This window comes from Streptomyces ambofaciens ATCC 23877, from assembly GCF_001267885.1.
Classification (GTDB): domain Bacteria; phylum Actinomycetota; class Actinomycetes; order Streptomycetales; family Streptomycetaceae; genus Streptomyces; species Streptomyces ambofaciens.
In genome coordinates this window covers 189,756-202,859 of sequence record NZ_CP012382.1, presented here as the reverse complement: position 1 = coordinate 202,859, position 13,104 = coordinate 189,756, and the positions used below count along the sequence as shown (strand labels likewise).

Below are 13,104 nucleotides of genomic sequence, written 5' to 3'. Positions count from 1 at the left end.
CTGTGGGGGCGGCCCCTGCAAGTGGGCTGGGTTCGTGGCGGGTGGTTTGTGGTGTGCAGTCGTCCTGGGATCTGGGGGCGGGTGTCCGGGGGTGGGTGTTTGGGGGTTGGGGGCGGCGGGGCCGGGCTGTGGGGGTGGGTTGTGGGTTGGGGGTGTGGGGTTTAGGTGGTGGGTTGGGTGGGTGTGGTGGTGTGGGTGGTGGTGAAGATGGTGGTGTTGTTTTGGGTGCCGGTGATGGTGTGGGTGGTGGTGTGGTTGGGGGTGGTGGGGTGGGGGGTGATGTGGATGTGGAGGGGTGTGTGGTATTCGGCGTAGTGGTGGAAGGTGGTGTTGAGGGTGGTGGTGTGGGGGCCGCTACTGCCGTTGCCGCCGTTGGCGTTGCTGTTGCCGCTGTTGTCGTTGCCGCTGTTGGTGTTGCTGCTGTTTGAGCTGTTGCTGTTGCTGTTGCTGTTGCTGTTGCCGTTGGTGGTGTTGGTGGTGTTGGTGGTGTTGGTGGTGTTGGTGGTGGTGTGGTGGGTGGTGGCTTGTTGGGCGGCTTCGAGGAGGACCATGCCGGGGTAGTGGTCGGTGGTGTGTTCGAAGAGGATGGGGTGGTGGGGGTCGGGGGTGAGGAGGTAGGTGTGGGGGTGGGGGGTGGTGGTGAGGACGGTGTCGGTGGGGTGGGTGCGGCCGGTGTGGGTGGGGGGGATGAGGTGGTGGGTGGGGCGGGTGGTGGGGGGTGGGGTGGTGTGGGGGCGGAGGCGTTTGTAGGTGTTGGGGGAGATGCAGGTGAAGCGGCCGCTGCCGGTGGCGGTGAGGTGGTGGTTGTGGTGGATGTCGACGGTCATGGTGAATTGGGTGAGGCGGTTGCCTTTGCGGGTGGTGTGGGGGGTGGTGGCGTGGAGGGTGAGTTCGGTGGGGTGGGTGGTGGTGTGGGTGGGGGTGGGGTGGGGGTGGGTGGTGATGTTGAGTTCCCACAGGAGGAAGTGGTGGTCGAGGGGGACGTTGAATTGGGTGTGGGCGAGGTAGAGGCCGGTCTGGCGGATGGTTTCTGCGGCTTGGAGGGGGTCGTGGTGGGTGTTGTTGGTGGTGAAGAAGGTGTGGGTGCGGGGCCATTGGGCGGTGAGGTGGAAGTGGGTGTCGTCGAGGCGTTCGCCTGAGGTGAGGAAGACTTCGGCGTGGCTGGCGCGGTGGACGTACTGGCGGGGGACGGTGGTGGTGAGCCTGGGCGGGGTGTTCTCGCCGGGTGCGGGTCCGCGTCTTTGGCGGGGCAGGACAGGGTCGGCCGTCTGGATCGTCAGGGATGTCACGCTCTTGCCTCTCCACGTGGTGTGCGGTGGGTGATGGGCTCAAGAGTTCGGAGGCCATAAGATACAGACTCACCGGTTTTCTTTTCAAGGCGGTCCGGTCTCTTTCGTGGGGCGTGTTCCGCCGGCCCGCAGCCGGGGGTCAAGCGGGGGTTTTGCTTCCGCCTCCGCCCTCGCGTCCCGGGGTGTGAGGGCGGGACGGAGGGTGGGTGGTCCGTCCGGTATGAAGCGGTAGGGGCCCTTCCGGGGGTGGGGATTCCGGTTGTTTTGCGGGTGGGCTCCCTCCGCTTGCGCGGCGGGTGCGGGGCGGGGTGCCGGGGCGGGGCGGGCGGGGGTGTGCCGAGGCCGGCGGGGTTTCGGCCTGTCGTGGGGTGTGTCTGGTTCTGGCCCCCGCTGCCCCGTTGATAAAACCGGGGGAGCGGTTTTATTTTGTGGGGGTGCTGATGTCCGGCCCTCTTCGGAGGGCCCCTCTGCCGGCTCCCTGCCCGGAGCCCTGCCGGATCCCTGCGGGGAAGTCCTGGCGGGTCTCCTCGCCGGGGGCCCGGGCGGGTCTGCCCTCGGGAGCTCTGCCGGATCCCCTTGGCGGAGTCCGGCCCGCCCCCCCCTTCATGGGGGGCCTGCCCGGACCCCCTCCCGGAGGGCTCTGCCGGATGTTCCCGTGGGAGAGCTCTGCCGGATCCCCATTCGGGGAGTTCTGCCGGACCCCTTTGGGGAGTTCGGGCCGGGTCTTCCTCGGGGAGGCCGCTCGGGGTCTCTTCCTCGGGGGCCGTGTCGGACTCTCTTGCGGAGGGCCCTGCTGGGGCCCCTTTTGCGGAGGGCTCTGTCGGTCTTCCCTTGGGGGGAGTTCGGGCCGGTCTCCCACGGGGAGCCCGGTGGGGGTCTCTTCTTCGGGGGTCTTGCCGGACCCTTTTCGGGGAGGCATGCCGGACTCCTTTGGGGAGTCCCGCCGGGTCTCCTCGCCGGGGGCCTGCCGGGTCTCCTCTCGGGAGCTCTGCCGGATCCCCTTCGTGGAGTCCGGCCCGCCCCCCCTCATGGGGCCCTGCCCGGACGCCCTCTCGGAGGGCTCGGTCGGTCTTCCCCTGGGAGAGTTCTGCCGGATCCCCTTTTCGGGGAGGTCTGCCGGATCCCTTTGGGGAGTTCGGGCCGGGTCTTCCTCGGGGAGCCCGGTTGGGGACTCTTCCTCGAAGGCCGTTCGGACCCTCCTCTGGAGGGCCCTGCTGGGGCCTCTTTGCGGAGGGCTCTGTCGGTCTTCCCTTGGGGGGAGTTCGGGCCGGTCGCCCTGGGGGAGCCCGGTTGGGGTCTCTTCCTCGAAGGCCGTTCGGACTCTCCTGCGGAGGGCCCTGCTGGGGCCCTTTTCGCAGGGCCCTGCAGGTTTTCCCTTGGGAGGACTCTGTTGGTCCTCCTGGGGAGTTCGGCCGGGTCCTCTTCTTCGGGGGCTGTGTCGGGCCCTCTTGCGTGGGAGTCCTGTCGGGGCTTCTTCGCGAGGGTCTGGGCGGGTCTGCTTCCTGGTGGGCCGGGCCGGCTCCTTGTCGGGAGGTCCGGGCCGGGTCTCCTTCGTCGGCAGTTCTGCCGGGTCTCCTCGCGTGGGTCCGGGCGGGTCTCCTTGTCGGGCGTCCTGCTGGGTCTGTCTCGGGGGCCTGGCGGTACTCCTTCTCCGGGGTTCGGGCCGGGTTTCTTTCTCGGGGGTCTGGCGGGGTCTCCTCGCGAGGGTTCGGGCGGGTCTCCTTTTCGGGGGTCTGGGCCGGGTCTTCTTGGGGGTTCCGGCTGCCGGGTCTCCTCCTTGGAGGGTTCGCCCCGGGGGCCTGCTGTTCGTGGGTCTGGCCTGTGAGGAACCTCCTCGGGAGGTCTGTTCTGTGCCTCCCGCCGGGGGCTTGTCCGGTGTCTCCCGTTGTGGGCTTACTCGGTGCGTCCCGTTGAGGGGCTTGCTGGGTGTCTCCCGTCGGGGGGTTTGTTAGGAAGCCTCCTGTTGGGGGTTTGTTCGGCAGTCTCCTGTCGGGGGGCCCTGTTGGGGTTTCTTGTCGGGGGTGTTGGGTGGGCTTCCTGGTGGGGGTCTTGCGGGGGTCTTCCTTTGCGGGGCTTGTCCGGGGTCTCCTCTTGACGGGGGTCTTGGCGGGGTTCTGTGGTGGGGGGTCTGGTGCGGGGCCTGGTGCCGGGGGTCTGGTGGGTGCCTCCCGTTGGGGGGTTGGCCGGTTTTGTCAGGTGACCCTTGTCGGGGTCGTGCTGGGGGGAGTTGTGATGGTGTCTGTGCAGGGGTGCCCGTATGCGTTTGATGCGTCGGGTGGGGATGTGCAGGGGGAAGCGGCGCGGTTGCGTGAGCGGGGGGTGGTGGCGGCTGCGGTGTTGCCGGGCGGGGTGGGGGCGTGGGCGGTGACGGGTGCGGAGGAGATCAGGGCTCTGCTGACGGACGGGCGGGTGTCGAAGGATGCCTACCGGCACTGGCCTGCGTGGCGTGAGGGGCGGGTGGAGCAGGCGTGGCCGCTGGCGATCTGGGTGTCGGTGCGGAACATGGTGACGGCGTACGGGGCGGATCACACGCGGTTGCGGCGGCTGGTGGCGTCGGCGTTCACGGTGCGGCGGGTGGAGGTGCTGCGGGGGCGGGTCGAGGAGATCACGGCTTCTTTGCTGGATGCTCTGCAGGAGCGGCCGGGGGGCGGGCCGGTGGATGTGCGGCGGGAGTTCGCCTGTCTGCTGCCGATGCAGGTGCTCACCGAGCTGTTCGGTATTCCGGTGGCCTACCGGGAGCGGCTGCGGCGGATCATTCTGGGGTTCTTCGATACGGCGGTGTCGCTGGCGGACGCGCAGCGCAATGCCGCGGACCTGTATCAGATGATGGATGATCTGGTGGCGTGCAAGCGCAGGGTGCCGGGGGACGATCTGACCAGTGCGCTGATCGCGGTGCGTGACGAGGACGGTTCGCGGCTCAGTGAGCGGGAGCTGGTGGACAATCTGATCCTGCTGTACACGGCCGGGTACGAGACGACGGTCAATCTCCTGGACAACACGATCGCGTTGCTGCTGGCCCATCCCGGCCAGCTCGAGCTGGTGCGTTCGGGCGTGGCGGGCTGGGACGACGCGGTGGAGGAGGCGCTGCGGCTGGAGGCGCCGGGTGCGAACGGCATCCTGCGTTTCGCGGTCGAGGACGTGGAGGTGGGCGGGGTGGTCATCCCCGCGGGTGACCCGGTGGTGATCTCGTATGCGGGGGCGGGGCGTGATCCGGTGGTGCACGGCGAGGACGCCGGCCGCTACGACGTCACCCGCGCCACGCGCCGCAGTCACCTGTCCTTCGGGCACGGCACGCATTACTGCATCGGTGCTCCGCTGGCCCGGATGGAGGCGCAGATCGCGCTGAGCGGCCTGTTCACCCGCTTCCCCGGCCTGCAGCTCGCGGTGGCCTACGAAGAGCTGCGTCCGCTGCAGTCGTTCATCTCCAACGGTCATCGTGAGCTGCCTGTGCTGCTGGGTCCCGCGGCGGCCGCCGGTGCGGGTGCGGGTGAGGGGCGGGCCGGGGAGCAGCCCGCGGCGCGGCCCGCGGCGCGGCCCGTCCCGGCAGCGACCGCCTGAGCGGAAGCAAAGAGAGAGGGGGCAGGGCCGGCGACGTGACCCGCCGCCGCCCTCGAAGACCCTCCAGCCCCCGCCGGCCTTCCGTCCGTCCAGCCGTCCGGCCCCCGTCCAGCCGTCCGGCCCCCGCCGTCCTGCCGGCCGTCCGGCCCCCGCCGTCCTGCCGGCCGTCCGGCCCCCGCCGTCCTGCCGGCCGTCCGGCCCCCGCCGTCCTGCCGGCCGTCCGGCCCCCGCCGTCCTGCCGGCCTTCCCTCCTGCCGGCCTTTTGTCCCCTGGTTCTTGGCCTTGGGCGCCCGGTCCTTCGGCTCCGTCTTCTTCCTGGTGCTTCCGGCCCTCAGGGGCTTCTGCCTTTTCCGGGTTTTGTGCTCTGCGGGTTGCGGGCCTCCGGCCTTTCCACCCTGGCCTTGCGGCTTTTCTGTTCCGCCGGCCTTCCGCCCCGCTGGGCCTTCGGCCTTCCGGCCCCGGTCCTTCGGACGTTCAGGCCCTGTCCGACGGATCATGTGACTGCCTCGGATTCGAGTCGTTGGCAATGTTCATGGGGCGGGGAGATCCGACAGACGGCGAATGGGCACGCTTGCGTCCGCGCCTGCCGAAGTCCGGCCAGAGGGACGGGCGTGGGGTAAGCCGTCGCAGGGTGATCAACAAAATCCTCTTCCGGCAGCGCACCGGGGTGCCGTGGCGGGATCTGCCTGCGCCGACGGCAGATCAAGCACACCGTCCCCGAACCGGGCAGCCGGCGGGCCAACCGAAAGCATCGTGGCGGCCGGCCCACCGGCTTTCGGCAAGACGATCTGCAAGCCAAGGAATGAAGTTGAGCGGACGATCAACGCCCTCAAGCGCTTCCGGGACGTGGCCACAAGGTTCGGCAAGCGCGCCTACGTCTTCCAGGGCACCGTGACTGTCGTAGCGATCCGGCTCTGGCTTCGGGCGTAGATCCATTATCCCCATGCGGGGAGGTGCCTGTCACCGTTCTCAAGAATGATCTTTACGTCTGATCTGCCCCTTTAGGCTTGCGGGCAACAGGCACAACGTAGCGAGCCAAACTGGGAGTTGAGAGTGGCGCACGACGTTGCCGCGCTGGCCGTGGAGCTCGCGGACATGGCTGCAGCCGATCACCAGTGCGCAGTCCGCGCGAACAGCGATGACCCTGCCGACCAGCTGGCCTGGCGGCGGCTGACCGCCCGGCACGGTGACCGGCTGGGCGAGATCATGGACGAATACGGCTGGCCCACGGCAGAACTGGTCGGTGAGGAGGCCGCACGCGCAGCCTGGCTGATCGCCCAGCACGCCGACCGGCAACTCGATGTGCAGCGGCGCGCCCTCCACCTGATGCAGCAGGCGGTGTCGGCGGGCGCGGCAAGCCCGCGCGAGCTGGCCTTCCTGTGCGACCGCACGCTGGTCAACGAGGGACGCAAGCAGGTCTACGGCACTCAAATCGCCGGCCTGAAGGACGGGGCACCGATTCCGTGGCCTTGTGAAGAGCCCGAGCGCATGAACGAACTCCGAGCAGAAGTCGGGATCGAGCCCTTCGACGAGTACGTTGCCAAGTTCTCCCCGGCCTGACGCGCTGTTCCCAGTCGCGTGCTGCGGATCATTGCCCCAGGCTCGCTGCCGCAGGCAATGACCCGCCGGACCGGACCTGGCACTCCGGCCGCAGGCCGTGGTCTTGTTGCTGGAGTGCGGTGGAGTGAGGCGGCCGTCGGTCGTCGGCGGGATCGGGCTGGGCGGTGGAGGCGTCCGCTACTCGAGTCCTGCGGCGCGGTGGGCGTCTTTGATCTGGTGGAGCCTGGCCAGCGTTGTCGGGGTCCACTTTCTTCTCTGTCCGGCGGCGTGGAGGGCTTCTTCGACCTCGCTGAGCTTCGCGCAGGACAGCACGCCCGCCCGCTCGATCAGGTCGTCTTGGGCCACGGTGGTCAGCCAGGTGCAGGGAGTGAGGCCTGGACGCGGGAGGGCGAACCGCAGCACGCCTTCGAAGGGGAGTCCTTCCTGGGCGCCTATCGCCACTTCGACGCCCAGGCCGCTGATGTCGACGCCCGCTGGTGCAACGACCTGGATGGCCTGGAGCCCGGAGGGCTCGTCGCCCGACAGCAGCACGATGGGACGTCGCTCGTCGAAGTCGGCCCACCAGACTTCGCCGCGTTGCATGTGTCCTCCTGGCACGAGTCGGCGGGCGGACGCTGCGTGCCCGAGCGGGAGACGGAATACGGCCCGTCTTCGCACGTCGTGACCGCGGGGGGGCCGGTGAAGACGGGTGCGGATCATCGGTGATCCCCGGCGTGGGAAGACGGAAGACCGTGCGATGTGGACGCGAGTCACAGCGTAGACCCTGTCCGCCGGCAGGAGGCGTTCGAGGTCCTGATGGGCCCCGGCAGCGGGCCGGACAGCGGCCGCTTGAACCCCGGCGTCGGGTAAGGGACTTGGTACAGGGCTGCCGTCGGGCCTGCCGCGCGGGAACTGCTGGAGCACCGCCGGGACCGGGGACGTGATGAAAAGACGCGCACAGCGGTCCAGGGGCCTGCGGCCTTCGGGTTTTCAGGTCCCCCGTCATCCGCACCCGGCCCGGTTCCCCGCCCCTGCCGGGCTCTCGGGCCCTGCCGGCCTTCGGGCCCGCCCGCCTTCTCCGCCTCCCTCAAGGTCCTGCGGATGGTGGTTCGCGGGTCTTCCGGCCGCCGGTCCCTTGCCGGGGGAATCTCTGGAAGCCGGCCCGGGGCTGCTCCTGGCCCTGCTTGTCCGCTCCGTGAACTGAGAACTGTGGGCGGTCGAGCGGGTGTGCCGGCGGCTGGATCCGGCGTTCCGGCGGGTCAACCCGGAGATCCTGGGGAACAGGGACCCGTTCTTGCATGCGCAATTGGCTTCGTTCACTTCGGACAGCAGCGTTTGTCTGCTGGTTCGGGCAGCAGTTGGTGATCTTGAAGTTCATGGATGGTCACGAGAGACAGCAGCAAGTCCGTGGGACAGTCAGCCGCCTGTGACAGTGTGTTCGATCAAGGAATCGCGCAACGCGCGAGGGTGTCGCTGCCGGCCCGTCAGGCGTCGAAACGGCCGCGTGCACTCTCGATGTGCCCGAGGTGCTGGTGGGTCCAGCCGCAGATGGCGTCGACCGCGGTGCGCAGGGCCCGGCCCGGCTCGGTGAGGGTGTACTCGACTCGCGGTGGCACGGTGGGGTGCACCTTCCGGTCGACCAGGCCATTGCGCTCCAGCATGCGCAGGTTCTGGGTGAGCATCTTGTGGCTGACGCCCTCGACCTCGTTGCGCAGCTCGCTGAAGCGCAGGGTGTGCTCGCCGAGCGCCTCGATGATCAGGAGCGCCCACTTGTTGGCGACGTCCGAGAAGATCTCCCGCGCGAGGGAGTCGGCGCGCCGCAGGTCAGCGTCCTCGGGCAGGCCCTTGAGCAGTTGCTTGGTCACCATGGGGTTCCTCAGTCACGAAAAAGTGCGTTCTTCCAGATCAGCCATCACTCTCCTACAGTCCCTGAGTAACTACAAGAGAGCACACCGGAAGGGGCGCGCGCACCGTGACCACCATGGACGTCTTCAACTACAACGTGCCGGCCGAGAGCGACTTCGGCTACTCACAGGCGATCAAGTCCGGCGAGCTGATCCATGTCTCTGGACAGCTCTCGTTCGGTGAGGCAGGCGAGTTCCTCCACGCGGGCGACTTCGCCGCCCAGCTCGAGCAGACCTACGCCAACATGGACAGGGTCCTGGACCACTACGGCTGCACCCGGAACCAGGTCGTCTCGCAGACCCTGTACGTGGTGAACCTGCGGCAGAACGCCGCAGCGACGGCGGAGGGCAACCTGGGGTACTTCGGCGGCCACCGCCCGGCCAGCACGGTCCTGGGCGTCCCTGAACTGACCTTGCCCGGCCAGGTCATCGAAATCAGCTTCGTCATCGACACGAAACTGCCCGCTTGAGGTCTCCTCCCCGCACGCTCTCCCGCCAGCTGCACGGCCACGTCGCCGAAGCCGGCCTCCGCCTCAATGCCGGGCGGATGAGCATGCGGGATGAACCCCGATGGGCGCCGTGCCCGCCTCCACCGCGATCTGAGGCTTCTGCGCCGGCGACGTGAACAAGGACACGCACAGCGGTCCAGGGGCCTGCGGCCTTCGGCTTTCCAGGTCCCCCGTCATCCGCACCCGGCCCGGTCCCCCGCCCCTGGTGTCTCGGGCCCTGCCGGCCTTCGGGTCCGCCCGCCTTCTCCGCCTCCCTCAAGGTCCTGCAGATTATGGTCCGCGGGTCTTTTGGCCGCCGGTCCCTTGCCGGCGGAATCTCTGGAAGCCGGCCCGGGGCTGCCCCTGGCCCTGCTTGTCTGTGAACTGTGAACTGTGGGCGGGGGAGCGGGGCGAGGGGCGGGTTTCGGTCATGGAGGGCGGGTTCGGGTTGTGGCTGGTGACTGGCGGGCGGACCGGGTCGGGGCTGCGCTGAGAGGGGAGAACCCGACGGTGCTGCGGCGGCTGACAGCAGGGTTCGCGGTGATCGGGGATGTGCAGTTCCTGCCGGGTTACTCGGTTCTGCTCGTGGACGAGCCGGGTGTGGAGCGGTTGTCGGACCTGCCGAGGGCGAAGCGGCTGGCGTTCCTGTCCGACCTCGACCTGCTCGGTGAAGCGGTCGAGCGGGTGTGCCGGCGGCTGGATCCGGCGTTCCGGCGGGTCAACCTGGAGATCCTGGGGAACAGGGACCCGTTCTTGCACGCGCATGTCTGGCCGCGGTTCGCGTGGGAGCCGGCCCATGTGGTGGGTGCGCCGGTGTGGCTCTATCCGCGTGAGCGGTGGAGTGAGGAGCACTCCAGGCTCGGTGGGCAGCATGACGCGCTGCGGGAAGCGCTCGGCGGCGAACTGGACCGGCTGCGCACAGTGACCTGACGTTCCCGGCCTGCCGGCCGTCAGGGCCGGGGGAGTGGCGAAGAGGCGTGCGCCTCGGCCGGGTTCGGGTTCGGTGAAGTGTCTTTCTGCCGTGCTTGCTGGATACGCCTGCGGCGTGGGGTGGGTGTGCCTGCCGCGGCCGGGTCTGCACCTGCCGCTCCTGCGGGTGCGGGTGCGGGTGCGGGTGGGGGAGGGGTGGTGTTTCATCGGCACGGCCCCGGGCGGGGATGCGGGTCTGCCATGTCCGCGGCGGACTCCCGCCGCTTCGGCCGGCGTGGTCGGCATCGGCTGCTCTCGCGAAGGGGGCTCTCCCGGACCGGGCCGCCCCGGTGAGCGGCCGGCCCCGGTGGGGCGGGGTGGTGGTCCGTGTGCCGGGTCAGGCCGCCCCGCGAGTGGTTCCGGATGTCTCACCGGCTAGGCATCGGTGACGTCCCGGGGCGTCACCGGGTGGAAGGAATCGATGTCCTCCATGAAACTCAACATCCGGGCGTTGACGAGGTCGGGGTGGTCGATCTGCGGCCCGTGGCCGGTCGCTGCGACGATCTCGGCGCGGGCGCCGGGAATCACCCGGGGAACGCGTTCGAGCTGACGCTTGGGGTGCACCAGCAGGCTGCGCTTACCCATGATCAGGTAGAACGGCGTGCGGATGGAGCCCAGCTCGGCGTCGGACAGCGGCAGTGGAGCGGGACGGCGTATCCGGAAGGCCTTCACGCCGGCCTGGATCCAGGCGCGCAGATCCGGATCGGATATGACCGGCTGTTCCAGCCACTTGGCGAGAGCCGGGCGCAGCCGCTTGGGAGCGAAGGTGGCGAAGAGGCTGGCGAAGATCCAGACGAAGAAGCGGAGCCCCACCTTCTCCAGCCCGCCCGGGTCGAGGGCGGTGACGGAGACGATCCGTTCGGGCCGGCGGTGGACTTGATTGATGACGAGCCAGCCGCCGTAGGAGGAGCCGACGAGGTGGACCTTGTCGAGGCCGAGGACGTCGAGGGCCTCGTCCATCCACTGGGCGGCCCGCTCGGGTTGCCACATCGGCTCGCGGTGGATGCTGCGGCCCGGGTCGCCGGGGGTGTCAAGGGCGTAGACCGGGCGCTCGGCGCTGAGCGCGGCCGTGTTGGGGTACCACATCGCGGAGCAGCCGCCCGAGCCGTGGATCAGGACGACCGGCGTACGGGCCTCGGCCGCCGGGTCCGCGGGGCCGTACCGGTAGACGTGAGTCGTCCCGAAGCTCGTCTTCACGTCGGTCTCGGAGCGGATCGGTGCACCCTTCGCGTACAGCACGTCGCAGGCGGCGAAGTAGCGGTCGCGCAACTGGTCGTTGACGTAGCGCCCTATGTCGCGGCGCGTTCCGGGCGGGTTCTCGGACATGGGCTACCTCCGTGAGATCCACTCTTTATGATACGACCGTACCATATTGGTGATACGGCGGTACCATGAAAAGGAGCCCTTGAGCCGGACCAGACGGCGAACAGGGATCCCACCAACCCACCACGGCCGGAGACACCACGGATGCCCAAGCGCGTGGACCACGATGAACGCCGCACCCAGATCGCTGAAGCACTCATCCAGGTCGCAGGCCGGCAGGGCCTGCACGCAGTCGGCATGCGTGACGTCGCCGCCGAGGCGGGCGTCTCACTACGCCTGGTGCAGTACTACTTCCAGACCAAGGAAAAGCTGCTCTTCCACGGCCTTCAACACCTGACCGACCGCTTCACCGAACGCGTCGGCGCCCGCCTCGCCGCTGCCGGCCAAGACCCGGGCCCCCGCGCGACCATCGAGGCTCTGCTGCTGGCCTCGCTGCCGACCGACGAGGAGAGCCGAATCTTCCACCTTCTCTACAGCTCCTACTCGATCCTGTCCGTGACCGACGAGGCCCTCGCCACCCAGCCGTTCATCGACAAGCCCGACGACGCCGAGAACGCCATTGCCCAATTGATCCAACGGGCACAGAAGACGGGCCAAGCCGACTCTCGAGCCGACGCCCGCACGGAGGCGATCAGCCTGCTCGCCATGACGGCAACCATGGGCACCAGCATCCTCGTCGGACAGCGCACACCGGAGTCCGCCACCGCGGCACTCCAGTACCACCTCGACAGGATCTTCAATCGCAGCCAGGCCTTGCCTACGACCCGGTGACTTCCGCTCTTGTCTTCATTGGCATCGGCCTGAGGTGCTGTTGAGCTGGGACATCAGCTCGCGGTTGGTGGCCCAAGTGGCTGCCGGATCCTCGTCGCGTTCACCAAGCTGCGAGTTGACCTCCGCAACTTGCGGCTCGAGGTGGGTCAGCTTCTCCTCGAGGGCGTCGGCATCGTGAAAACTCCGAGCCCAGCAGCCTGCCAGGCCTCCTGACCGAGGACATGGGACAGCCGTTGTTCAAGCTCATGAACTGCTGGACCTGGCGGGTCGTCGGCAAGTTAGCGAGGTACGGCCTGGAGGAAGCGGCGACTGACCTCGGACCCAGAGGACCCTGCCGACGGTTGCACAGCACAGGCCAGTACGGCGGCGTGGAGATCGCCGTGCCGGTAGATCAGTTGCGGTGCACGTGCGCCAGGCGCGCAACGACAGACAAAGCGATCTTCAGCCTGCCGCAGGTCAGTCGTCGAAGGCGGCCAGGACGCGGCGGCGTCCGCGGACTGAATCGTCCAGAGCATGCCTTCGCGAGCGGGTCGGCAGGCAGCGGCCAGCTAACGCTTCCCCGCCTGGCCGGATACCGCTCGCGGCAGAACGGATGACGGCCCGCCTCGTGTCTCAGCTCGGAACACTGAACAGTCTTCGGGCGAGGGACCACACACGCGGAGTGTACTCAGCCAGGCAGTTTCGCTGCGTAGATCCAGTCGAAGCCGTCGTATCCGGGGCCGTCGAGATGTTCTGCCCGCATCAGGCCGGCACGTGCCGCCACGCGCTGCGAGGCAGCGTTAGCCGGTCTGACTCGGGCGATCAGCGGGAGGTCGGGAACGTGGCGCGATACCCAGTCGGTCACTGCAGTCGCCGCCTCGCCGGCGAAGCCCTGACCCCATGCCGAGGCGGCGAAACGGTAGAAGAGGTTGAGAACGTTCATGCCATTCAGGTCCATGGGCTTGACCCCGCAGAACCCCAATTGCCGGGCAGAGTTGTGGCGTCGGACAACCCAGTACCCGTATCCGCAGCTCTGCCATTGGTTGTTCCAGCGCTGATAGAGCTCCTTGGCCTCTTCAGGCCGGGCGAGGGCGTCGGAGGGATTGTGCAGGCAGGTTGCGGGGTCACTGTGGATCGCGAAGATTGCCTCGATGTCGGCTTCGGTCGGACGCCGCAGTGATAGTCGGGCGGTCGACAACTCTTCCCCCGCCAGGTCCCATTCGCTCATACGAAGATCGTAGAGTCATGAAGATGACGGCGATGTGGAGTCCGGCGAGGTAGACA

The 13,104-nt window shown here is 68.6% G+C and carries 10 protein-coding genes and 3 pseudogenes; 8 read left to right on the top strand and 5 right to left on the bottom strand.

The window, feature by feature from the left end:
- Positions 1 to 161 precede the first annotated feature (161 nt).
- Complete coding sequence (locus SAM23877_RS41710; RefSeq protein ID WP_053125931.1) at positions 162 to 1,289, bottom strand: ScbA/BarX family gamma-butyrolactone biosynthesis protein; 1,128 nt, start codon at positions 1,287 to 1,289, stop codon at positions 162 to 164.
- 2,232 nt (positions 1,290 to 3,521) lie between these two features.
- Here SAM23877_RS41710 and SAM23877_RS00940 point away from each other — a divergent pair.
- The 4 genes and pseudogenes from SAM23877_RS00940 (at position 3,522) to SAM23877_RS00930 (ending at position 6,407) form a co-directional block, all read left to right on the top strand.
- Complete coding sequence (locus tag SAM23877_RS00940; RefSeq protein ID WP_079029950.1) at positions 3,522 to 4,847, top strand: cytochrome P450 family protein; 1,326 nt, start codon at positions 3,522 to 3,524, stop codon at positions 4,845 to 4,847.
- Between the two features lie 526 nt (positions 4,848 to 5,373).
- A pseudogene (locus SAM23877_RS42005) lies at positions 5,374 to 5,478 on the top strand (IS5/IS1182 family transposase); the annotation flags it as partial.
- Positions 5,479 to 5,533: 55 nt separating this feature from the next.
- A pseudogene (locus SAM23877_RS42000) lies at positions 5,534 to 5,777 on the top strand (IS5/IS1182 family transposase); the annotation flags it as partial.
- Positions 5,778 to 5,900: 123 nt separating this feature from the next.
- Positions 5,901 to 6,407: a DUF6624 domain-containing protein gene (locus tag SAM23877_RS00930; protein WP_053125929.1), complete on the top strand. Its 507-nt coding sequence runs from the start codon at positions 5,901 to 5,903 to the stop codon at positions 6,405 to 6,407.
- Positions 6,408 to 6,584: 177 nt separating this feature from the next.
- On the opposite strand, the gene SAM23877_RS00925 is transcribed toward SAM23877_RS00930, so the two are convergent.
- A complete protein-coding gene (locus SAM23877_RS00925; protein ID WP_053125927.1) occupies positions 6,585 to 6,989 on the bottom strand; it encodes a type II toxin-antitoxin system PemK/MazF family toxin in 405 nt (134 codons plus the stop codon).
- Positions 6,990 to 7,599: 610 nt separating this feature from the next.
- Here SAM23877_RS00925 and SAM23877_RS40995 point away from each other — a divergent pair.
- Positions 7,600 to 7,695: pseudogene (locus SAM23877_RS40995) on the top strand (diadenosine tetraphosphate hydrolase); the annotation flags it as partial.
- A gap of 175 nt (positions 7,696 to 7,870) precedes the next feature.
- Here the strand turns inward: SAM23877_RS40995 and SAM23877_RS00920 are convergent.
- A complete protein-coding gene (locus SAM23877_RS00920; protein WP_053125924.1) occupies positions 7,871 to 8,254 on the bottom strand; it encodes a winged helix-turn-helix transcriptional regulator in 384 nt (127 codons plus the stop codon).
- A gap of 104 nt (positions 8,255 to 8,358) precedes the next feature.
- Between SAM23877_RS00920 and SAM23877_RS00915 the strand changes: the two genes are divergently transcribed.
- Positions 8,359 to 8,760: a RidA family protein gene (locus tag SAM23877_RS00915; protein WP_053125922.1), complete on the top strand. Its 402-nt coding sequence runs from the start codon at positions 8,359 to 8,361 to the stop codon at positions 8,758 to 8,760.
- A 468-nt stretch (positions 8,761 to 9,228) separates the two neighbouring features.
- A complete protein-coding gene (locus tag SAM23877_RS00910) occupies positions 9,229 to 9,708 on the top strand; it encodes an HIT family protein (RefSeq protein WP_053125920.1) in 480 nt (159 codons plus the stop codon).
- A 414-nt stretch (positions 9,709 to 10,122) separates the two neighbouring features.
- Here SAM23877_RS00910 and SAM23877_RS00905 read toward each other — a convergent pair whose 3' ends face one another.
- On the bottom strand, positions 10,123 to 11,073 hold the full coding sequence (locus SAM23877_RS00905; RefSeq protein ID WP_053125918.1) for an alpha/beta fold hydrolase: 951 nt from the start codon (positions 11,071 to 11,073) through the stop codon (positions 10,123 to 10,125).
- 141 nt (positions 11,074 to 11,214) lie between these two features.
- On the opposite strand from SAM23877_RS00905, the gene SAM23877_RS00900 reads away from it, so the two are divergent.
- The gene (locus SAM23877_RS00900) at positions 11,215 to 11,841 is read left to right on the top strand and encodes a TetR/AcrR family transcriptional regulator (RefSeq protein ID WP_053125915.1); all 627 of its coding nucleotides are present in this window, start codon (positions 11,215 to 11,217) and stop codon (positions 11,839 to 11,841) included.
- Between the two features lie 667 nt (positions 11,842 to 12,508).
- Here the strand turns inward: SAM23877_RS00900 and SAM23877_RS00895 are convergent.
- A complete protein-coding gene (locus tag SAM23877_RS00895; RefSeq protein ID WP_053125913.1) occupies positions 12,509 to 13,048 on the bottom strand; it encodes a GNAT family N-acetyltransferase in 540 nt (179 codons plus the stop codon).
- Positions 13,049 to 13,104: the final 56 nt, after the last annotated feature.

Coding starts and splice junctions, on each gene's coding strand:
- SAM23877_RS00940 (WP_079029950.1), top strand. CDS start 3,522: ATGGTGTCTGTGCAGGGGTGCCCGTATGCGTTTGATGCGTCGGGTGGG.
- SAM23877_RS00925 (WP_053125927.1), bottom strand. CDS start 6,989: ATGCAACGCGGCGAAGTCTGGTGGGCCGACTTCGACGAGCGACGTCCC.
- SAM23877_RS00920 (WP_053125924.1), bottom strand. CDS start 8,254: ATGGTGACCAAGCAACTGCTCAAGGGCCTGCCCGAGGACGCTGACCTG.
- SAM23877_RS00905 (WP_053125918.1), bottom strand. CDS start 11,073: ATGTCCGAGAACCCGCCCGGAACGCGCCGCGACATAGGGCGCTACGTC.
- SAM23877_RS00900 (WP_053125915.1), top strand. CDS start 11,215: ATGCCCAAGCGCGTGGACCACGATGAACGCCGCACCCAGATCGCTGAA.
- SAM23877_RS00895 (WP_053125913.1), bottom strand. CDS start 13,048: ATGAGCGAATGGGACCTGGCGGGGGAAGAGTTGTCGACCGCCCGACTA.